This window comes from Achromobacter sp. 18P8.1.1 (assembly GCF_057799415.1).
Window position 1 is genome coordinate 81,688 of sequence record NZ_JBYOKH010000011.1, and the last position, 21,058, is coordinate 102,745.

The window sequence follows — 21,058 nt, forward strand, 5'->3', positions numbered from 1 at the left end:
CTGACCGGAAGCGGCGCTGCGCCCGGCCCGGCGTCAGGCCGGGAACTTGCGGATTTCCTTGACGCGGTTTGCGTCGTCTACCAGCACCACTTGCGGCTTATGCGTGGCGGAATCGGCTTCGGACATCGGGCCGTAGGTGCAGATGATCAGCAGATCGCCGACCTGGGCCCGACGGGCCGCTGCGCCGTTCAGCGAGATGGCGCCGCTACCGCGGGCCGCCTTGATGATGTACGTGTCGAAACGTTCGCCGTTGGTGACGTTGTAGAGTTCGATGCGTTCGAACTCGCGCATGCCGGCAGCGTCCAGCAGGTCTTCGTCGATGCCACAAGACCCTTCGTAATGAAGGTCGGCTTCGGTGACCGTGACGCGGTGCAGCTTTGCCCGCAGCATGATGCGTTGCATGATAGAAATATCCTGGTTCGCGGCCCGGTCCGCGAAGCGTTGCTAAGTGATGCCCGGCATCCGGTATTGCCGTTGGAACCCGGTATTCTATAATTTTTGCCGCACCGGGACGTCCGCCATGCCACCGCGCTGGCGGCGGACTTCGCAGCAGAGGCGGAAACAGCGCCCGCCCACGCGCCTAGAAATCCAGTTCGATCTCGACCGCGTCGCCGACCTTCAGACGCGCGCCGGCCGGCGCATCCAGAATGGCGTTCTGGCCGAACACCACCCCGATTTCCAGATTCCGGTAGCCCGCCAGCGTGCGCCCGGGCTCGTCGTACTGCTGGGCTGTACGCTGATCGATATCGGGGATCGAACACCGCGTGCAGGGTTTGACGAACGCCATCCGGACCCCGCCGGCGGTGATCATGGCGGTATGGTCTTCCTCGAAGGGTTCCCATTCGCCCTCGACCACGATATTGGGCCGGAAACGGTCCATCGGCACGGGCGCCACGCCCTTGGCTTGCAAGCGGACGTTCAAATCATCAAGCGAGGCCTGGTTGGCGATCAGCAGGGGAAAGCCGTCGGCAAAGCCGAAGTGGTGTTCCCCGGCGAACGTCTCCGCCAGATCGGGATGCGCGTCGACCCAGCGGGACACCCAGTCGGGCTTGGCGTTGCGCTGGGCAGCCGTGTCCACCTTGAGCAGGCGGCAAGGCGTCTTGAGGAAATCGGAAAACCACTGCCCGACTGCCGCGCTTTCGCGCTGGGCGGAAATGGTGTCGCTCCAGACCGCCACGGTTTCCACCCCCGGCTCCAGGCCGGACCCATCCAACGGCACATCCAGGTCAGCCATGCCCGGCGCGGACAGGCGCAACGCGTCGGCCGTAAGCGCGGTGCGGATCAGCGCCATCGCGGGCCATTGCCGCTGGGTCATGAATTGGCCGTCGGCGCTGATCAGCATCCAGCGGCGGTCTTGGGCCAGGCCCGCCCGGTCGATGGGGGATTCCGCCAGGTTGATGCCGGCGCAGGATTTGATCGGGTAGATATGCAAGCTGAGGATACGGGCGGACATGGCGGCGAAAAGTCAGCGAAGAATGCGCGAAAGGATAGCAGAGAGCGTCCCCCCTTCGCCCTGGGATCTGCCCCAGGCGCGGGCAGGAAAAATGCCCCCATGCTGCGCCTCCGGTTTGCGGCCCCAGGGGGCGTTTCCATCTTGAGGCGGCTCGGCAATGAAAAAACCCGGGCGCACAGGCCCGGGTTCCGAATGCGCCGGCAGGCTGTACAGCCTAGCCGCCGACCAGCTTCAAGGTATCCAGCGGCGTCACCGCCTTGAACCCCTTGCGCGTCGCGATATGTTCAGGACGCGGCGTCAGCCCGTACTTGGGCGGATTCAAGGTGTTTTCCATGCTGTTGTAGACCATGAACACGTTGGCGCGCGGCCACGGAGAGATGTTGCTGTTCGAGCCGTGCATCGTGTTGCAGTCGAAGAACACCACCGAACCGGCCTTGGCCGTCATGGAGCGGATGCCGCCCTGCTCCACCAGCAATTGCAGGCTGACCGGGTCCGGCACGCCATACTCCTGCTTCTTCAGCGATTGCTTGTAATGCTCGTTCGGGGTTTCGCCAACGCACGAAATGAACTGCCGATGCGAACCGGGCACCAGCATCAGCGGGCCGTTGCACTCGTTGTTGTCGGTCAACAGCACCGAGCAGCTGAGCGCGCGCATCGAGGGCATGCCGTCTTCGACGTGCCAGGTCTCGAAATCGGAGTGCCAGTAGAACTCCTTGCCTTTGAAGCCCGGCTTCATGTTGGCGCGCGATTGGTGGATGTAGACCTCGGACCCGAGGATCTGGCGCGCCACATTGACCAGCCGCGGGTCGCGCACCAGGCGCGACAGCACGGGGTTCAGCACATGCACCATGAAGATGGAACGCACGGCATTGCTGCCGGGCTCGGTGATGGACTCTTCGCGCCGGATGATCGACGGGTCGCGCGTCATGCGCTCGACCTCGGACGACAAGGCGCGGATCTCGGCTTCCGAGAACAGGTTTTCAAGCAAGAGGAAACCGTCGCGCTCGTACTGGCCAACTTGCTCGCCGGACAGGGCGTTGGCGTACTGGCCGTCTTCGTAGACCACCGGATCCTGACGGGCGATGATGGCGGAACTTCGATCCGTACGGGAGGCGTACGGATCCTGTGCAGGTGAGATCATGCGAACCTCCTTGTCTTGTTCAGGCCGCTTTGGCTTGGGCTTCAGGCAGGGCGTAGACGCCCTCTTTGTCATGCACTTCCTGACCCGTCAGCGGCGGGTTGAAGACGCAGATGACGCGCAGCGGCTCTTTGCCGCCGCACAGCCAGTGCTCGTCGTTGTCGTTCAGGGCGTAGACCACGCCGGGGCCCAGGTCGTACTTCTTGCCGTCGGCGATGGTCTCGATGGAGCCGTCGCCTTCAATGCACCACACCGCTTCAAGATGGTTCTTGTAGTGGATGTGCGTACGGCCGCCCGGGAAGATGGTGGTCTCGTGGAAGGAAAAGCCCATTCCGTCCTTCTTCAGCAGCACGCGGCGGCTGACCCAGGTGTCGGTGCGGACTTCGTCGGCGGTGCCGATCACATCTTTGACGTTGCGTACGATCATTGGCGTTTTCCTCCAAATTTCAGAATGCGGGCAGACTGCCCCTCTTCGGCCAGCGCTTCAGCCACGCTGGCCTCGATCACGTCCAGGCCCTTGCTGAGCAGCTCCTCCTCGATGGTCAACGCAGGCAGCAGCTTCAGCACTTCGTCGTGCGCGCCCGAGGTCTCGATGACGACGCCCTTCTTGAAAGCGTTCTGCGCGATGCGGTTGGCCAGGGCGGGCGTCGTGTTGCACACCAGCCCCTGGATCAGGCCGCGGCCGCGCACCGACAAGCCGGCATTGGGATAGCTGTGGACGAGGTTTTCCAGCCAATCGCGAACTTGGCGCTCTTTGCGCTGGATCTCGGCGGTGAACGCCGTGTTGGCCCAATAGGTTTCCAGCGCCTGCGTCGCCGTGACGAAGGCCAGGTTGTTGCCGCGGAACGTGCCGCTGTGGGCACCCGGCTTCCAGATGTCCAGCTCGGGCTTCATCAGCACCAGCGACATCGGCAACCCGAAACCGGACAGCGACTTCGACAGCGTGATGATGTCCGGACGGATGCCGGCGGCCTCGAAGCTGAAGAACGTACCGGTGCGGCCGCAGCCGACCTGGATATCGTCCACGATCAGCAGCATGTCGTGGCGCTTGCACAGCTTTTCCAGCTCTTTCAGCCAGCGCAGCGTCGCCACGTTGACGCCGCCCTCGCCTTGCACCGTTTCCACGATGACGGCGGCGGGCTTGTCCATGCCGCTGCTGGGATCTTCCAGCATGCGTTCCAGATACGCCATGGTGTCCACGTCCGGACCGAAGTAGCCGTCATAGGGCATGAACGTCGTGTTGCCCAGCGCGTAGCCCGAGGCATCGCGGAACTTCATGTTGGCCGTCACGGCCAGCGAACCGCCGCTCACGCCGTGAAAACCATGGGTGAACGAAATCACATTGGGGCGGCCCTTGACCTGGCGCGCGATCTTCAGCGCGGCTTCCACGGCATTGGTGCCGGTGGGGCCGGTGAACTGCAGCGTGTATTGCCAGTTGCGCGGCTTGAGCAGCACGCGATCCACCGTCTCCAGGAAACGCTTCTTCGCGCTGGTGGCCATGTCCAGTCCGTGGACGACGCCGTCCGACTGTACATATTCCAGCAGCTTTTCCTTGAGAACAGGATTGTTATGGCCGTAGTTCAGCGTGCCTGCGCCGCTGAAGAAATCGATGTATTCGGTGCCGTCCTCATCAATCAGCGTCGAGCCTCGGGCCTGGCTGAATATCACGGGAAACGACCGAATGTAGCCCCGCACCTCCGACTCCATCCGGTCAAAGATTTTCAAGTCCATATGATTAATCCTCCCTTTCATCTCATAAGTTGACAGACGGCCAGCTCCCCTCCGGATGCGTGGTCGCATTCGGATCGGCAAAGCCATCCCGGTATTTCGATAAGTCCGCTGGGGTTGCGCCGCCCTACGGGGCAGGCAATGCGAACGGGCCTATCCTCAACAGCATCTCGTCGTCATGGTCCGCGCCCCCGAACAATTGCCGGTCGAAGAACGGCTGTTCGGACACGTGGGCGCCCAGCTCGCCGGCCAGGCCGGTAAAGCTGCGGCGCGATGCCTGGTTGTCAGGCCCCACCGTGGTTTCAAGATGACGAACATGCGCGAGCCCCTTGCGTTGCAAGAGTTCGCGAAGCATGGCGCGGGCCAACCGGTGGCCGCGTGCGCGGGCGTGCACCGCGACCTGCCAGACGAACAACACGTCGGGCCGGGTCGGGATCACATAAGCGGAGATAAAACCGTCGATACGTCCGCCGGCACTTTCGGCGATGACGCAGGTGTCGCTGAAATGCTCACACAGGAGCAAGTAGGCGTAGAGGGAATTCAGGTCGAGCGGCGGGCACTCGGAAATGAGGCGGTGAATGGCGGCGCCGTCTTTGCGGTCGGGCAGACGCATCGTATGGGTCTGCGCGCGAACCGCCGGCGCCACGGCACTTGAGAGAGTTGTTGTATCCAGTTCGATTGTCTTCATGCAACGATTCCCGATTCTGGGGGTGCCCCGCCCGTGGGCACTTCAAGGATGGGCGACGACACGTCACCGTGCGCTTCCGCGGCGACTGCCTGGCCTTCTTGCTCCATCAGCGCCACGATGCGTTCCAGCGACAGTGTGATCGTGGCTTGCTCAAGTTCAGGCAAGGCGTTCAGCGCGTCGGCCAGGTGCTTCTGCAACGGCGACGGCGCGCCTTGCGCCAGTTCACGGCCGGTGTCGGTGGCCGTGACAAAGACGATGCGGCGGTCTTCACGGCCGCGCTCGCGGCGGATGAACCCTTTGTCTTCCAGGCGGTCCAGGATGCCGACTACCGTGCTGGGGCTGACGTGCATCTCGCGGCTGATGGCGGTGGCCGTCATGGGGCCATTGGCCATCACCGTGCGCAAGCACATCAGTTGGGGCGCGGTGATGTGGCTGACCGCGGACAACTGGCGCGAATGCAATGCGATCGAGCGCGTGATGCGGCGCAGGGCTCGCAAAATGCGCAGGTCGTACTGCTGTGTCGGATCGGATTGCGCGGCGTTGTTCATGGAAATTAAAAGGTTCGATCAAAATTGATTTCTACACAAATGATATGCGCACGATTTATTCGAGTCAAACAAAAACCCCCTGCATGATGTAAATAAATAAACACGGAATTGCAGAAGATGACCGCAGGATTGCTGGACTTGGCGGCGGCCTCACAAGGGGGTGCGCGCACCGGATGGACTAGTGGAAATCCTTAGATAAAACATATGTTTTTTCTTTTTATCAGGATTTATCATTTGTTTTTTTGCCGATACCCACGATGCCCCTGCCCACCGACGTCATCCTGAACCTGCAGGAAAAGCTGGAATCCCTGCCGCCCGAGCTGCAACGCGCAGCGCACTGGGTGGTGGCGCATCCTGCTGAAGTCGGCCTGTGGTCCATGCGCCGGCAAGCCCAGGCGCTGGGCGTGGCGCCCGCCACCATGCTGCGGCTGGCGCGGGCAATCGGATATTCCAGTTACGAGGATTTCCGTCAGCCGTTCCAGCAGGCCCTTGCGGGGCCGCACAACCCCGGACTGCGTGAGCGTGCAGCCGCCTTGCAGGCTGCCGAGGGCACCGCCGGGGCGCCCGGCCACGACGTGCTGACGCAATACCAGATCCAGGCGATGAGCTCGGTATGCGCCTTGAACCCGTCGAGCGCATTCGACGCCGCGGTGCAGACCTTGCTGAACGCCCGCCAGGTCGGATTCCTGGGCACCCGTTCGGCGTTCGGCATCGCGTTCCAGATGCGCTATGCGTATCAGCTGGTGCGCCGCAACAGCGTGCTGATCGACGGCCTGGGCGGCGCCCCCGCCGAACAGGCCGACAACCTGGACGCCGGCGACGCGCTGATCGTGATTTCTCAGGCGCCCTACCCCACGGCCACCGTGCAACTGGCCCGCCAGGCCGCACAGCGCGGCGTCGCACTGATCGCCTTGACCGACGACCCACTGTCGCCGCTAGCCGTGGAAGCCCGCCATACGCTGCGTTTCGCGCCGCCCGATCGCGATGGCGTCCAGGCGCGCCCGGCGCGCCAAGGGCCCGGCTCGTTCTTCCATACCACTGCAGGCCTGCTGGGCCTGGCCGAGCACCTGATCGCGCGCCTGACCGCCCGCGGCGGCGCCGACGTGCTGAACCGCCTGACGGAAGTCGAAGCGCGCCTGCGCACCGACAACGTCTACTGGACCGCCCCTGCAGCGCGGCGGCCCGGCTGAGCGCTCCCGTCCAACCATCGCCATTTCCCACCGCCCACTCACGCATCCCGGAATCCCCATGAGCCAAACCCACGTCCTGCATCGTTCCCTACGCCAGACGCCGCCTGTCGCCGTACGCGGCCAGGGCGTGTGGATCCACGACAGCGCGGGCCGCGCCTATCTCGACGGGTCGGGCGGCGCCGCCGTGTCGTGCCTGGGGCACAACCACCCCGACATCCAGGCCGCCATGCACGCACAGATCGACGCGCTGGCTTACGCCCACACCAGCTTCTTCACGACCGAAGTGGCCGAGCAATTGGCCGACCGCCTGGTCGCCGACGCGCCCTCCGGCATCTCGCACGCCTACTTCGTCTCGGGCGGCTCCGAAGCCGTCGAGGCCGCGTTGAAAATGGCGCGCCAGTATTTCGTGGAAACCGGCCAGCCCGAACGCCGCCACATCGTGGCGCGCCGCCAGAGCTACCACGGCAATACGCTGGGCGCGTTGGCCGTGGGCGGCAACGCCTGGCGCCGCGCCCAATTCGCGCCACTGCTGATCGAGGTCGAACACGTCTCGCCTTGCTACGCCTATCGCGACCAGCGCCCGGACGAAAGCGGCGAACAGTACGGCGAGCGGCTGGCCCTGGAACTGGATCAGACCTTTGAAAAGCTGGGCGCCGGCACCGTGATGGCTTTCGTAGCCGAGCCGGTGGTGGGCGCCACCTCCGGCGCCGTGACGGCCGTGCCCGGCTATTTCCGCCGGATCCGTGAAGTCTGCGACCGCCATGGCGTACTGCTGATCGCCGACGAAGTGATGTGCGGCATGGGCCGCACCGGCACGCTCTACGCGGTGGAGCAGGAAGGCATCGTGCCGGACCTGATCACCATCGCCAAGGGCTTGGGCGGCGGCTATCAGCCCATCGGCGCAGTGATGGCGCAACAGCGCATCGTGGACGCCATGCAGCAAGGCAGCGGCTTTTTCCAGCACGGCCATACCTACCTGGGCCACGCCATCGCCTGCGCCGCCTCGCTTGCCGTGCAGGACGTGATCCGCCGCGACAACCTGCTGGCGCGGGTGCGCGAACAGGGCGCAGGCTTGCGACAGCGGCTGGAACAGGCGCTGGGCGCGCATCCGCACGTGGGCGACATCCGCGGCCGGGGCCTCTTCATGGGCATCGAACTGGTGCAAGACCGCGAGACCAAGCAGACCTTCGACCCTGCGTTGACGCTGCATGCGCGGATCAAACGCGAAGCCATGGCCCGCGGCCTGATGGTCTACCCGATGGGCGGCACGATCGACGGCCGCCAGGGCGACCACGTGCTGCTTGCCCCGCCCTTCATCATTTCCAACGACGAACTGGACCAATTGACCGAACGCCTGGCTGGCGCCATCGACGCCGCCATTGCACAGGCCCGCGCCTAGCGCCGGCCTGCATGCGCGCAGCGAGGGGATCCGCCGCGCGCCGCCCGCCACCCACGGGCACGTGATGATTCGTACAGGACGCCTCGCAGGCTCGCGGGGTGGACCAACCGCCGGCAAAGACCGGCAAATCACGGGGAAAAACCCCATAAGGAGTTTGCATGACCACGTCCGTCAAACATCCCTTGGGCCATCGCAACGCCTGGACGCTCGCCGCGGCCAGCGTGGCCACGGCATTGCTGTCCATGGCGCCGGCACCCGCCGCCGCCCAACAGAAGTTCGTCAGCATCGGCACGGGCGGCGTCACCGGCGTCTACTATGCCGCCGGCGGCGCCATCTGCCGCCTGGTCAATAAAGACCGAGCCACGCACGGCATCCGCTGCTCGGTCGAATCCACCGGCGGCTCGGTATTCAACGCCAACACCATCAAGGCCGGCGAACTTGACCTGGGCGTGGTGCAGTCCGACGTCGGCTTCAACGCCTACAACGGCGAGGGCCAGTTCAAGCAGGCCGGACCCTATCCGAAATTGCGGTCGGTGTTTTCGATCCACCCCGAGCCCTTCACCGTCGTTGCGCGCAAAGACGCGAACATCAAGAGCTTCGAGGACCTGAAGGGCAAGCGCTTCAACGTCGGCAATCCGGGCTCGGGCACGCGCTCGTCGATGGAGGAACTGCTGGCAACAATGGGCTGGACGCTGAAGGACTTTTCACTGGCATCGGAACTGCGCCCCGACGAACACGGTTCCGCCGTGTGCGACGGCAAGATCGATGGCTTTTTCTACGGCGTCGGCCATCCTTCGGCCAACATCCAGGACCCCACCACGAGCTGCGGCGCCAAGCTCGTTTCGCTGACCGGGCCCGCGGTAGACAAGCTGGTGGAAAAGTACCCCTACTACGCCCACGCCACGATTCCCGCGGGGCTGTATCCGAACAACCCCGGCGAAACCAAGACGTACGGGGTCACCGCCACTTTCGTCACATCGGCCGATGTGCCCGACGCCACGGTCTACACCGTGGTCAAGGCGGTGTTCGACAATTTCGACGACTTCAAAAAGCTCCACCCTGCGTTTGCGAACCTGAAGCCGGCGGACATGGTGAAGAACGGCTTGTCGGCGCCGCTGCATCCGGGCGCCGAGAAGTACTTCAAGGAAAAGGGCCTGCTCTAAGGCCTGGCCAGCGCGCGCTCGCCGCGCGCCAGCATTCAACGCGCGCCGCTTAGCCGGCGCGCGCCATGACTCGTAGGGGAATTTCATGACAAAAGCGCCGCACACGCCGGCCCCGGACCTGGAACAGCTTGTCGCCGACACCGACCGCGGCGGCCGCAACGTGGGCGGCGTCGCCGGCGCCACGCTGGCGGCCGGCGCGCTGATCTGGTCGATCTTCCAACTCTGGTATGCATCGCCGCTGCCGTTCTCGTTCAACTGGGGCATCTTCAACGACACGGAAGCCCGCGCGCTGCATCTGGGCATCGCGATGTTCCTGGGGTATCTGGCGTATCCGGCCAGCAAACGCGCCGCGCGCGACCGCATGCCCTGGTACGACTGGATCCTGGCGTTGGCCGCCGGGTTTTGCGGCAGCTACCTGTACGTCTTCTATAACGAATTGGCCGGCCGCCCCGGACAGCCCACGCCGATGGATGTAGCAACGGCCGTCATTGGCCTGGCGCTGCTGCTGGAAGTCACGCGCCGCGCGCTCGGCCTGCCCATGACCGTGCTCGGCCTGGTGTTCGTCGCCTATGCGCTGGCGGGTCCGTGGCTGCCTGACGTGCTGGCCCACCGCGGCGCGTCGCTTGAGCGCCTGATGTCGCACATGTGGCTGACGACTGAAGGCGTGTATGGCGTGGCGTTGGGCGTCTCGGTGTCCTACATCTTCATCTTCGTGCTGTTGGGCTCGATGCTGGACAAGTGCGGTGCGGGCAACTACATGATGCAGGTCTCGTTCGCGCTGCTGGGCCATCTGCGCGGCGGACCGGCCAAGGTGGCCGTGGTGTCCTCGGCAGTCAACGGGCTGGTGTCCGCCTCGTCGGTGGCCAACGTGGTCACCGGCGGGATTTTCACGATCCCCCTCATGAAGAAGGCCGGCTATGGCGGTGTGCGGGCCGGCGCGATCGAGACCGCATCCTCGGTCAACGGGCAGATCATGCCCCCGGTCATGGGGGCCGCGGCCTTCCTGATGATCGAGTACGTCGGCATCCCCTACACCGACATCATCCGCCACGCGATCCTGCCGGCGGCGATCTCCTACATCGCGCTGTTCTATATCGTCCACCTTGAAGCGCTGAAGCTGGGCATCCAGCCGATGATGGCCACGGGCCCCGCTCGCACGCCGCTGCAGAAACTGGCGGGCTGGGGCATGGGGATCAGCGGCACGCTGCTGGTGATGGGCGCGGCCTATTGGATCGGCACCGGCGTACAGGCCGTGGCGGGCGCCGCGGCCATCTGGGTGCTGCTGGCGATCCTGGCGGCGCTCTACCTGTGGCTATTGCGCGTTGCCGCCGCGCATCCCGACCTGCCGCAGGACATCGACATCAATCATCCCGTGCGACCGCAACCCTGGCCCACGGTGCGCGCCGGACTGTATTTCCTGATCCCCATCGGCATCCTGGTGTGGTGCCTGAGCGTGGAGGAACTGTCCGCGGGCCTGTCGGCGTTCTGGGCGGCGATGGCCATGCTGTTCCAGATGGTGACGCAGCGCCCGCTGATGGCCTGGTTCCGCAAGCAGGACGCGGCGCCGGCCTGGCGCCAGGGCTGGCGCGACGCCATCGGCGGCCTGCAGGACGGCGCGCGCAACATGATTGGTATCGCGATCGCCTGCGGCACCGCCGGCCTGATCGTCGGCGCCATCACGCTGACGGGGCTGGGCCTGCGCATGACCGCATTCGTCGAACTGGTGTCGATGGGCAACGTGCTGCTGATGCTGATCTTCACCGCGCTCGTGTGCCTGATCCTGGGGCTGGGCATGCCGACGACCGCAAACTACATCCTGATGGCGACGCTGATGGCGCCGGTCGTGGTGGAGCTGGGTGCGCAGAACGGCCTGGTCATCCCCCTGATCGCCGTGCACATGTTCGTGTTCTATTACGGCATCATGGCCGACATCACGCCGCCCGTCGGGTTGGCCACGTTCGCCGCGGCGGCGATATCGGGCGAAGACCCGATCAAGACCGGCATCCAGGGCGTCACCTACGCGGCGCGCACGGCCATCCTGCCGTTTATGTTCGTGTTCAATCCTGCGCTGCTGCTGATCGACGTCAATTACGGATGGGAGTTGGCGCTGGTCGTGGCCGGCGCCACCCTGGCGTCGTTGACGTTTGCCGCGGCCACCATGCGCTGGTTCCGCTCGCGCTGCACGTGGGCTGAAGTCGGCGTGCTGCTGCTGGCGACGTTCATGCTGTTCCGCCCGGACTGGTTCATGGACCATTTTGCTCCGCAATACGAAAGCCGTCCCGCCTCCGACATGCTGACGATCGCCGCCGCCATGCCGGACAACGGCCGGCTGACCGTGGTGCTGCGGGGGATCAACCTGGAAGGCGACGAGCTGACCAAGACCGTCGCCGTGGCGCTGCCCGCGCTGGAGCCAGGCGCCGATGCGTCGGGCGCCGCTGCGTCGAGCGCCGACGCGCCTGAGGTCGCATCGCCTGCCGTTGGACGCCAGCGCCTGGCCGATGCCGGGCTGACGCTGATGAGCCTGGGCGACCAGACCCAGATCGGCGGCGTGCGTTTCGGCAGCCGCGCCCAACGCTCGGGCTGGGAGCAAGGCTGGGACGTGCTGGAAGTCAAAGCGCCCAACCCGCAGCGCTGGTCAGACCACTGGGTCTACCTGCCCGCCCTGCTGTTGCTGGCAGGCATGTGGATGCGGCAGGGGCGCCGGGACGGCGGCTCCCCGGTTGGCCGGTTGCGGCCGGGAACGGCCTGATCAGCCTGCACGCGCGCGCCGCCAAGGCGGCACGGCCCCGATGGTGAGCGCGCGCAGGAACCACTCCACCGGGCCATAGGCGTGGTGGCGCATCCACCACGCGGACAAGGGCAATTGCGCGGCGAAGATGGCTACGGCGATGCCGGTTGCCGCCAAGGGCGACACCGACGCGAACAGGCGCAGGCCCCAGCCCGTGAACAGGAAGGCGCAAACGACGGACTGCATCAGATAGTTCGTCAGCGCCATCCGGCCGGCAGGCGCCAGCCATGCGCCCACGGCCCCGAAAACCCTTGTCCGCAGGGCCAGCAAGAAGGCGGCGGCGTAGGACATGCTTAGCAACGGTGCGGTCAGCAGGTCCGCCGCCAGTCCTGGAAGCTCCCAGGCTGCGCCAGCGAACGGCAGCGACGACGTCGCATACAGCGCTGACCCGGCCAGACCCGGCAACACCCCCAATGCGCACAACAGCCCCAGAGCGCGCGGCTGCTGCCAGGGATCCGCAAGCGCATTGCGACGCCCCAACGCATAGCCGACCAGGAACATCGCAAAAGCGAACGGCCCCTGCACGAACAGCACCATGAACCAGACGCTCTCGGTCAGTTCCTTGATGTGCTGCGCGATGGTCGTGCTGATGGTGCCGCGGTAGGCTTCGATGGAGGCCAGCGCCTCGGCCTTGTATAGCGCCTGGTAGCCGGCGGGCACCGGGTCCAGGAAACTCAAGAAGCCCAGAATCGCCCAGACCGACGCGGCCAGTACGATCAACCACAATGCGGCGCGCAAGGCGCGTTTTGGGTCCATCCTGCGGCACAGCAGCAACCCCAGGCCCAACAGCGCGTAGGTCAGCAGGATGTCGCCCTGATAGAAGAGCACGGCATGCGCCAGGCCCAGCAGCGCCAGCCCCGCCAGCCGCCGCAGGAAGCGCGGCGCGAACGCCGCCTGGCTGCGTTCGGCCGCCGACATCTGCAAGGTGAAGCTATAGCCGAACAGGAACGAGAACAGCAGATAGAACTTGGTTTCGAACAGCCACGCGATCAGCCAGCGCACCGCCAGATCCACCGGGCGGGAATAGGCCGGATCGGCCATTCCTGCGCCGTAGAACGGCGACGAGAAAACGCCGATGTTCACGATCAAAATGCCAAAGAGCGCAAAGCCGCGCAGTGCGTCCACGTGGGCCAGGCGGCCGGGGTCCTGACGGGCGGCGCTCATGCTCGGCCCCTTCCCGCTTGCGGGCGGCGCGGGGCGCGGTTGCCCGCCGAGGCGGCTGGCGGCAGGCTGCGTTCCACGGCCTCGCCCAACAGGTCGGCTGCGGCGCGGGCGCCGAAGGCGGGATCCACCACCGACCGGCTGAAGACGCCGTCCAACAGCAGCAACAACACGTCTGCCATGGCCGCCAGCGGCTGCGGGGCAGCCTGCCCCATCCAGACCGCCTCCAGCAGGGTCAGCAGGCCAGTCTTGCGCTCGGCCTCGTTTGCCATCACCAATGCGTGCACGCGCGGATTGCGCACTGCCTCGGCCAGCACCTCCATGCCCAGGCGCACAAACACCGGGTCCTGATACAGCGCCAGTTGACCGTCGACCCATTCACGCAGCGCTTGGCGCGCATCGGGCGCCGCGCTGGCTGCCTGCATGCGGGACCGGATGTCGTCGGTGTCGGAGGCGACGAGCGCCTCGATGATGTCGGCCTTGCTGGCGTAGTAATGGAACAGATTGCCGGGGCTCATCGCCGCCCGCTCGCAGATCTGCGCAGTGGAGGTCGCGTGGAAACCGTGCTCCGCAAAACAATGCGCCGCGGCGTCAAGGATATGGCGGCGGCGTTCTTGCTGCTTGATGGGATCTGTTTTGCGCATGGATAATTAATAGACTGACTGATCTATCTATTAAATAGCAGCACCCTGGATCCGGTCAAGAAAAAAAGGCGAGCCCTGCGGCCCGCCCTTCCTTGTCGCCAGGCGGCGGAGAGCGGATTCGCTCCCTGCCGGCCCGCCATCACCCCAGTACGGGCGACAGCACCGGCTGCTTGGGACGCACGTCCAACTGCCGGCCCTTGCGCGCACGCTTGCCCACATAGGGCGCCAGCGCGTCGCCGACCAGGATGTCTTCGGTCAGCTTATTGCGGTAGATGCCCGTGGCGCGCAGGCCGCGGGCGCCGATCGGCACCGTCTGGTCCAGCTTGTCCGAGGCGTCCAGGCCCATCAGGATGGTGCCGCGGCCGCCGCCGGACAGGGATTTGCACTCGTCCAGGCCGAAGACCAGGAACTTGCCCTTGGCAGACAGCAGGGCCAATTGCGTGGCGCCGTCGAACAACGGCACCGGGCGCAACATCTCGTCGCCCTCTTCCAGGGTGATGAACTGCTTGCCGGCGCGCTGGCGGCTGACCATGTCGGACAGCTTGGCGGCAAAGCCGTAGCCGCCGCGGGTGGCCAACAGCCAACGCGTGTCCGGCGCCGCAGCAATGGTATGCACGATGCGCGTGCCGGACTCGAGGTCGATCATGGTGGTGACCGGCTGGCCGTCGCCACGCGCCGAAGGCAGCCCCCCGACCGGCACGGAATACACCCGGCCGTTGTCGCCCATTGCAATCAGCGTGTCGGTGGTGCGGCACTCAAAGGCGCCGTAGAGGTCGTCGCCCTGCTTGAAGCCGAATTGCGAGGCGTCGTGGCCATGTCCCTGACGGGCGCGCAGCCAGCCCTTTTGCGACACGATGACCGTGACCGGCTCGTCCAGCACCTTGGTTTCCAGCACAGCGCGTTCGGCCGTCTCGATCAGGGTGCGGCGGTCGTCGCCATACTGCTTGGAGTCAGCCTCGATTTCCTTGATCAAAAGGCGCTTGAGCGTGTTTGGGTTGTCCAGCAGCTCTTGCAACGAGATCTGATCCTTACGCTTGTCAGCCAGTTCCTGCTCGATCTTGAAGCCTTCAAGACGGGCCAATTGACGCAAGCGCATTTCCAGGATGTCTTCGGCCTGGCGTTCGGACAGCTTGAAGCGTTCCATCAGCGCGGCGCGCGGCTCGTCCGATTCGCGGATGGTCTGGATGACTTCGTCCACGTTCAGGTAGACCAGCATGCGGCCTTCCAGCACGTGGATGCGGTCGGTGACCTTATCCAGGCGGAAGCGCGTGCGGCGCACCACGGTGTTGGTGCGGAACGCCACCCACTCGACCAGGATGTCGCGCAGGCCCTTCTGGCGCGGCCGGCCGTCGGTGCCGATGCACACCAGGTTGATCGACGAGCTGCTTTCCATGCTGGTCTGCGCCAGCAGCGTATTGACGAATTCGTCGCGGTCCACGCGCGAGGTCTTCGGTTCGAAGACGAGGCGCACCGCGGCGTCCTTGCCGGATTCGTCGCGCACGGCGTCCAGCAGGTTCAGCATGACCGCCTTGGCCTGCGTCTGCTCGGGCGTCAGGCTCTTCTTGCCGGACTTGACCTTCGGGTTGGTGATTTCCTCGATCTCTTCCAGGACCTTCTGGCCCGACGTGCCCGGGGGCAGCTCGGTGATCACCAGTTGCCACTGGCCGCGCGCCATTTCCTCGAACTGCCAGCGGGCGCGCACCTTCAGCGAACCGCGGCCCGCGCGGTAGATCTGCGCGATATCGGCGGCGGGCGTAATGATCTGGCCACCGCCGGCGAAGTCCGGGCCGGGGATCATGGCGTGCAGTTCTTCGTCCGGCAATTGCGGATGCTTGATCAGCGCCACGCAGGCCTGGGCCACTTCACGCAGATTGTGCGACGGGATTTCAGTGGCCATGCCAACCGCGATGCCCGAGGCGCCATTCAGCAGCATCACGGGCAAGCGCGCCGGCAGCATCTGCGGCTCTTGCTGGCTGCCGTCGTAGTTGGGCACGAAGTCCACGGTGCCCTCGTCCAGCTCGTCCAGCAGCAGCTTGGCGATGGGCGTCAGGCGCGCTTCGGTGTATCGCATCGCCGCGGCGTTGTCGCCGTCGCGCGAACCGAAGTTGCCCTGGCCGTCGATCAGCGGATAGCGCAGCGAAAAATCCTGCGCCATGCGCACCATGGCGTCGTAGGCGGCCTGGTCGCCGTGCGGGTGGTATTTACCCAGCACGTCGCCCACGACGCGCGCGGACTTCACGGGCTTGGCGCCTGCGGCCAGCCCCATCGCCTGCATGGCGAACAGGATGCGGCGTTGCACGGGTTTCTGCCCGTCGCCGACGTCGGGCAAGGCACGGCCCCGCACGACGGAAACCGCGTAGTCCAGATAGGCCTGTTCGGCATAGCGCGCCAGCGTGATGGCCGCGTTGGCGTCGCCATCGCCGTCAGGCGGAGTGGGGTCGAACAAGCCGGGTTGATTGCTGTCGGTCATGATGGTTTCAGGTAGACAAATTCATCGAAACGGCGTCAATGCGCCTCAGGCGGACGGCGCCAGCTGCGTATCGTCGACGTGCGCGCGCAATTGGGCGCGCACCGCCTCCAACGTAGCGGCGTCCTGGCCGCGCTTGGGAATGATCACGCCTTGCAAGGTGCCCAGGATGACGTACAGGTGCTGCGGGGTCTCTTCCACCCGGCGGATGTCGGACCACTCCATGCGCCCCGAGGCGGTTGCGGTCGTGTCCGAGATGCCCTCGGGCCCGAAGTCCAGCTGATGCCGGCCCAGGAACAGGTCGTCAGGCTGCTTTTTCAGCATGCGCCGCGTGTTCATCCTGACCAGCGGCGGCAAGGCGAACTCGTAGGCCAGCGCCAGCAGCGCCAGGATGCCCAGTCCCACGGCCAGGCCCTGGAAATACACGGGCAGTATCCGTCCCCAGTCTGGCCCCTTGCCATCCCAGGTCTGCCAGATCAGATAGGCCAGCAAGGCCACGATCATCAGGACCGCGAAGCGCAGGTGGGAACGGTAGCGGCGGCGGCGCAGTTCAGGGCGCTTGTATACGTACGCCGCGAACTCCGCGTAGTCGTCGGCCGTCATGTCGACGGTCATCCGGGCTTGGCCGGGCGTGGCGGACGTCATCAGATATCCAGCTCCGCCAGGTTGCCCTTTTCTTCGATCCAGGCGCGGCGTTGCGAGGACTCACCCTTGCCCATCAGCATGTCGAACATGCGGGTGGTGTCTTCCGGCGTCTGATCGCCGTAGCCCACGGGCAGCAAGCGGCGCGTGTCCGGATTCATCGTGGTTTCCCACAACTGTTCCGGGTTCATTTCACCCAGGCCCTTGAAGCGGCTGACCGCCCAGGCTCCTTCGCGCACGCCTTCCTTGCGCAGCTTGTCCTGCGCGGCCTCAAGCTCGCCTTCGTCCAGGCAATAGATCTTGCGGGCCGGGCGCTTGCCCTGCGCCGGCACGTCCAGGCGGAACAGCGGCGGTTTGGCGACATAGACGTTCCCGGCTTCGACCAGCTTGGGAAAGTGCTTGTAGAACAAGGTCAGCAGCAGCACCTGGATGTGCGAGCCGTCGACGTCAGCGTCCGACAGGATGCAGATTCGGCCGTAGCGCAGGCCCGACAGGTCCGGCGTATCGCCGGGGCCGTGCGGATCCACGCCGATCGCAACGGAGATGTCATGGATTTCATTGTTGGCGAACAGCCGGTCGCGATCCACTTCCCAGGAATTGAGCACCTTGCCGCGCAGCGGCAGGATGGCCTGGAACTCCTTGTCGCGGCCCATCTTGGCGGAACCGCCTGCGGAGTCGCCCTCGACCAGGAAGACTTCGGTACGGGTCGCGTCACTGGATTCACAGTCGGTCAGCTTGCCGGGCAGCACCGCCACGCCCGAACTCTTGCGCTTTTCGACCTTCTGGGCGGAACGCTGGCGCGCCTGCGCCTGGCGGATCGCCAATTCGGCCAGCTTCTTGCCGTATTCCACATTGCTGTGCAGCCACAGGTCCAGCGCGCTCTTGGAGAAGCCGCCCACCAGGCGCACCGCGTCGCGGCTGTTCAGGCGTTCCTTGATCTGGCCCTGGAATTGCGGATCCAGCACCTTGGCCGACAGCACGAAGCTGGCGCGCGCGAACACGTCTTCAGGCAGCAGCTTCACGCCCTTGGGCAGCAGGCTGTGCAGTTCGGCAAAGCCTTTGACCGCGCCGAACAGGCCTTCGCGCAAGCCGGATTCGTGGGTGCCGCCGGCAGGCGTCGGAATCAGGTTGACGTAGGACTCGCGCACGGCGTTGCTGTCTTCGGTCCAGGCCACCACCCACTGCGCGCCCTCGCCTTCGGCGAAGTTCTCGTGGTCGGCGCCGGCGTACTGCTGGCCTTCGAAGAACGGCACCATCAGCTCGGCGCCGGTCAGCGCTTCAGCCAGGTAGCCGCGCAGGCCGTCCTGGTATTGCCAGGTCTTGGTGTCGCCGGATTTCTCGTTGATCAGCGTGACCTTCACGCCCGGCAACAGCACGGCCTTGCTGCGCAAAAGGTGCGTCAGTTCACCCAACGGGATGTTGGGGCTGTCGAAGTATTTCGCATCCGGCCAGACGCGCACGCGGGTGCCGGACTTCTTGCGGCCGCCCTCGGCGTACGGCGCCAGGGGTTCGGCGACATCGCCGCCCTTGAACACCAGTCGGTTGACCGCGCCGTCGCGCCACACCACCACTTCCAGCCGGGTGGCCAGCGCGTTGGTGACGGACACGCCCACGCCGTGCAGGCCGCCGGAAAAGGCGTAGGCGCCGCCGCCTGCCTTGTCGAACTTGCCGCCCGCATGCAGGCGGGTGAAGACCAGCTCCACAACGGGAGCGCCTTCTTCGGGATGCAGGCCGACGGGGATGCCCCGTCCGTCGTCCTCGACGGACACGCTGCCATCAATGTGCAGCGTGACCTGGATCTGTTTGCCGTAGCCGGCCAAGGCCTCGTCTGCGGCGTTATCAATGACCTCTTGCACAACGTGCAGCGGGTTTTCGGTGCGGGTGTACATGCCCGGGCGCTGGCGCACGGGCTCCAGCCCCTTCAGGACGCGAATGGACGCCTCGGTGTAACGTGGAGTGGCCAAGTTATCCCCAACATCTGTGGAAAAAAACCGACATTTTACGGATAAGCCTAGATTCTGCGCGGCTCCCAGTAGGATGCGCACGACCTGACCAGCCTCGAATTCGGTAGGATGATGACAGTCACAGCCCGCGCGTCAGGGTTCAATCACCCGGATCACGACGACTGCGCCGCAACATCCTACACAAAACCAGCAAACCCTGTTGTTATTAACAGTGGTATGCCTGTTGTTATTGACAGTGGTATGCTTTAATCCATTCCACATACAAGAACAACGGCAAGGCGCGTCCTTTTTTTCGCGCCTTTTGCTGCCGAACCGAGAATCACCATCATGAGCGACCAAATCAAGAACGTCAGTGACGCAAGCTTCGATGCCGATGTGTTGAAATCCGGCCAGCCGGTGCTGGTGGACTACTGGGCTGCCTGGTGTGGCCCCTGCAAGATGATTGCCCCGATCCTGGAAGAAGTCGCCACCGAGTACGCAGGTCGCCTGACGATCGCGAAGCTGAACGTGGACGAAAACCAGGGTACCGCCACCAAATACGGCATTCGCGGCATTCCGACCCTTATGCTCTTTAAAGACGGCCAAGCCGCCGCCACCAAAGTTGGCGCGCTGTCGAAGTCGCAACTCACCGCATTCCTGGACGGCGCGTTGTAAACTGCGTGCTGTGAACGAAGGCGCCGCCCTGGAGGCGGCGCTCATTCAATACCGCGCGAGCCCGTCCGTGGCGCGCCGCCAGAGCCCTCCTTTACTTTTCCCCCACCAATCACCGCGATGCACCTCAACGAACTGAAGGCGCTGCATGTCTCGCAGCTGCTGGAAATGGCCGCTGGCCTGGAAATCGAGAACGCCAACCGCCTGCGCAAGCAGGAATTGATGTTCGCCATCATGAAACGGCGCGCCAAGCAAGGCGAGCAGATCTTTGGCGACGGCGTCCTTGAAGTCCTGCCCGATGGCTTCGGTTTCCTGCGCTCGCCCGAGACCTCGTATCTGGCCAGCACGGACGACATCTACATTTCGCCGTCGCAGATCCGCCGTTTCAACCTGCACACCGGCGACTCGATCGAAGGTGAAGTCCGCACGCCGAAAGACGGCGAGCGCTACTTCGCGCTGGTCAAGGTGGACAAGGTCAACGGCGTGGCGCCCGAAGCGATCAAGCATCGCATCATGTTCGAAAACCTGACGCCGCTGCATCCGAACCGGACGATGCGTCTGGAACGCGACATCAAGAGCGAAGAGAACCTGACGGGCCGTATCCTCGACGTCTTCGCCCCGATCGGCATGGGCCAGCGCGGCCTGATCGTCGCCAGCCCCAAGTCGGGCAAGACGGTGATGATGCAGCACATCGCGCATGCCATCACCACCAACTATCCCGACGCGGTAATGATCGTCCTGCTGGTCGACGAGCGCCCGGAAGAAGTGACGGAAATGCAACGCACGGTGCGTGGCGAAGTGGTGGCGTCGACCTTCGACGAACCCGCTACCCGTCACGTGCAAGTGGCCGAAATGGTCATCGAAAAGGCCAAGCGCCTGGTCGAAATGAAGAAGGACGTCGTGATCCTGCTGGACTCGATCACCCGTCTGGCCCGCGCCTACAACACCGTGGTGCCGGCCTCCGGCAAGGTGCTGACCGGCGGTGTGGACGCCAACGCTCTGCAACGCCCCAAGCGCTTCTTCGGCGCAGCCCGTAACCTGGAAGAAGGCGGTTCGCTGACCATCCTGGGTACCGCGCTGATCGAAACCGGCAGCCGCATGGACGAAGTCATCTACGAAGAATTCAAGGGTACGGGCAACTCCGAAGTCCACCTTGAGCGTCGTCTGGCTGAAAAGCGCGTCTACCCGTCGATCAACCTGAACAAGTCGGGCACCCGCCGCGAAGAACTGCTGATCGCCCCGGACCTGCTGCAAAAGGTCTGGGTGCTGCGCAAGTTCATCCACGACATGGACGAAGTGCAATCCATGGAATTCATCCTGGACAAGATGCGCGCCACCAAGACCAACGCCGAATTCTTCGACATGATGAAGAAGAAGTAAGACAGGTCTTGCCCGCCATGAAAAAACCGCCATCCGGCGGTTTTTTTATTGGCC

At 64.8% G+C, this 21,058-nt stretch carries 18 protein-coding genes; 6 read left to right on the forward strand and 12 right to left on the reverse strand.

Features of this window, described 5'->3' with window-relative positions; translation table 11 throughout:
- Positions 1 to 33: 33 nt before the first annotated feature.
- The 7 genes from panD to AC27VE_RS09900 all read right to left on the reverse strand — a co-directional run bounded on the left by panD (position 34) and on the right by AC27VE_RS09900 (position 5,555).
- Positions 34 to 402, reverse strand: coding sequence for an aspartate 1-decarboxylase (gene panD / locus AC27VE_RS09870; protein WP_006224022.1), 369 nt, complete (start codon positions 400 to 402; stop codon positions 34 to 36).
- 178 nt (positions 403 to 580) lie between these two features.
- Positions 581 to 1,453, reverse strand: coding sequence for an MOSC domain-containing protein (locus AC27VE_RS09875; protein WP_488703728.1), 873 nt, complete (start codon positions 1,451 to 1,453; stop codon positions 581 to 583).
- A gap of 214 nt (positions 1,454 to 1,667) precedes the next feature.
- Positions 1,668 to 2,594, reverse strand: coding sequence for an ectoine hydroxylase (gene thpD / locus AC27VE_RS09880; RefSeq protein ID WP_006227525.1), 927 nt, complete (start codon positions 2,592 to 2,594; stop codon positions 1,668 to 1,670).
- A 19-nt stretch (positions 2,595 to 2,613) separates the two neighbouring features.
- The gene (locus AC27VE_RS09885) at positions 2,614 to 3,018 is read right to left on the reverse strand and encodes an ectoine synthase (protein ID WP_006227526.1); all 405 of its coding nucleotides are present in this window, start codon (positions 3,016 to 3,018) and stop codon (positions 2,614 to 2,616) included.
- Positions 3,015 to 4,322: a diaminobutyrate--2-oxoglutarate transaminase gene (ectB, locus tag AC27VE_RS09890; protein WP_006227527.1), complete on the reverse strand. Its 1,308-nt coding sequence runs from the start codon at positions 4,320 to 4,322 to the stop codon at positions 3,015 to 3,017. Before ectB ends, AC27VE_RS09885 begins: the two co-directional genes overlap by 4 nt.
- Before the next feature lie 124 nt (positions 4,323 to 4,446).
- Complete coding sequence (ectA, locus tag AC27VE_RS09895) at positions 4,447 to 5,007, reverse strand: diaminobutyrate acetyltransferase (protein WP_006227528.1); 561 nt, start codon at positions 5,005 to 5,007, stop codon at positions 4,447 to 4,449.
- Entirely contained in the window at positions 5,004 to 5,555 is a 552-nt protein-coding gene (locus AC27VE_RS09900) for a MarR family winged helix-turn-helix transcriptional regulator (protein ID WP_006227529.1), read from the reverse strand. The genes ectA and AC27VE_RS09900 overlap by 4 nt, the downstream gene beginning before the upstream one ends.
- 257 nt (positions 5,556 to 5,812) lie before the next feature.
- Between AC27VE_RS09900 and AC27VE_RS09905 the strand changes: the two genes are divergently transcribed.
- From AC27VE_RS09905 to AC27VE_RS09920, 4 genes are all read left to right on the forward strand, one after another.
- The gene (locus AC27VE_RS09905) at positions 5,813 to 6,745 is read left to right on the forward strand and encodes a MurR/RpiR family transcriptional regulator (protein ID WP_488703729.1); all 933 of its coding nucleotides are present in this window, start codon (positions 5,813 to 5,815) and stop codon (positions 6,743 to 6,745) included.
- A gap of 58 nt (positions 6,746 to 6,803) precedes the next feature.
- Positions 6,804 to 8,144, forward strand: coding sequence for an aspartate aminotransferase family protein (locus tag AC27VE_RS09910; RefSeq protein WP_488703730.1), 1,341 nt, complete (start codon positions 6,804 to 6,806; stop codon positions 8,142 to 8,144).
- Between the two features lie 158 nt (positions 8,145 to 8,302).
- The gene (locus AC27VE_RS09915) at positions 8,303 to 9,307 is read left to right on the forward strand and encodes a TAXI family TRAP transporter solute-binding subunit (protein WP_488703731.1); all 1,005 of its coding nucleotides are present in this window, start codon (positions 8,303 to 8,305) and stop codon (positions 9,305 to 9,307) included.
- A gap of 85 nt (positions 9,308 to 9,392) precedes the next feature.
- Positions 9,393 to 12,056 (forward strand): TRAP transporter permease, encoded by a 2,664-nt coding sequence (locus AC27VE_RS09920; RefSeq protein WP_488703732.1) that lies wholly within the window; start codon positions 9,393 to 9,395, stop codon positions 12,054 to 12,056.
- Here the strand turns inward: AC27VE_RS09920 and AC27VE_RS09925 are convergent, their stop codons facing one another.
- The 5 genes from AC27VE_RS09925 to parE form a co-directional block, all read right to left on the reverse strand.
- A complete protein-coding gene (locus tag AC27VE_RS09925; RefSeq protein WP_488703733.1) occupies positions 12,057 to 13,259 on the reverse strand; it encodes a DUF418 domain-containing protein in 1,203 nt (400 codons plus the stop codon).
- Positions 13,256 to 13,900: a TetR/AcrR family transcriptional regulator gene (locus AC27VE_RS09930; RefSeq protein WP_488703734.1), complete on the reverse strand. Its 645-nt coding sequence runs from the start codon at positions 13,898 to 13,900 to the stop codon at positions 13,256 to 13,258. The genes AC27VE_RS09925 and AC27VE_RS09930 overlap by 4 nt, the downstream gene beginning before the upstream one ends.
- A gap of 139 nt (positions 13,901 to 14,039) precedes the next feature.
- Positions 14,040 to 16,370 (reverse strand): DNA topoisomerase IV subunit A, encoded by a 2,331-nt coding sequence (gene parC / locus AC27VE_RS09935; RefSeq protein ID WP_088590935.1) that lies wholly within the window; start codon positions 16,368 to 16,370, stop codon positions 14,040 to 14,042.
- 45 nt (positions 16,371 to 16,415) lie between these two features.
- On the reverse strand, positions 16,416 to 17,012 hold the full coding sequence (locus AC27VE_RS09940; protein WP_006227539.1) for a YcxB family protein: 597 nt from the start codon (positions 17,010 to 17,012) through the stop codon (positions 16,416 to 16,418).
- Positions 17,012 to 18,973 carry a DNA topoisomerase IV subunit B gene (gene parE / locus AC27VE_RS09945; RefSeq protein WP_088590933.1) on the reverse strand — a complete coding sequence of 654 codons (1,962 nt, stop codon included), beginning with the start codon at positions 18,971 to 18,973 and terminating at the stop codon, positions 17,012 to 17,014. Before parE ends, AC27VE_RS09940 begins: the two co-directional genes overlap by 1 nt.
- 327 nt (positions 18,974 to 19,300) lie before the next feature.
- Here parE and trxA point away from each other — a divergent pair, with 327 nt between their 5' ends.
- Together trxA and rho are read left to right on the forward strand one after the other, a co-directional pair.
- Positions 19,301 to 19,627, forward strand: a complete 327-nt coding sequence (gene trxA, locus AC27VE_RS09950) for a thioredoxin TrxA (RefSeq protein ID WP_006218534.1) — start codon at positions 19,301 to 19,303, stop codon at positions 19,625 to 19,627.
- Positions 19,628 to 19,744: 117 nt separating this feature from the next.
- Positions 19,745 to 21,004, forward strand: a complete 1,260-nt coding sequence (gene rho, locus AC27VE_RS09955) for a transcription termination factor Rho (protein ID WP_006218533.1) — start codon at positions 19,745 to 19,747, stop codon at positions 21,002 to 21,004.
- Positions 21,005 to 21,058: the final 54 nt, after the last annotated feature.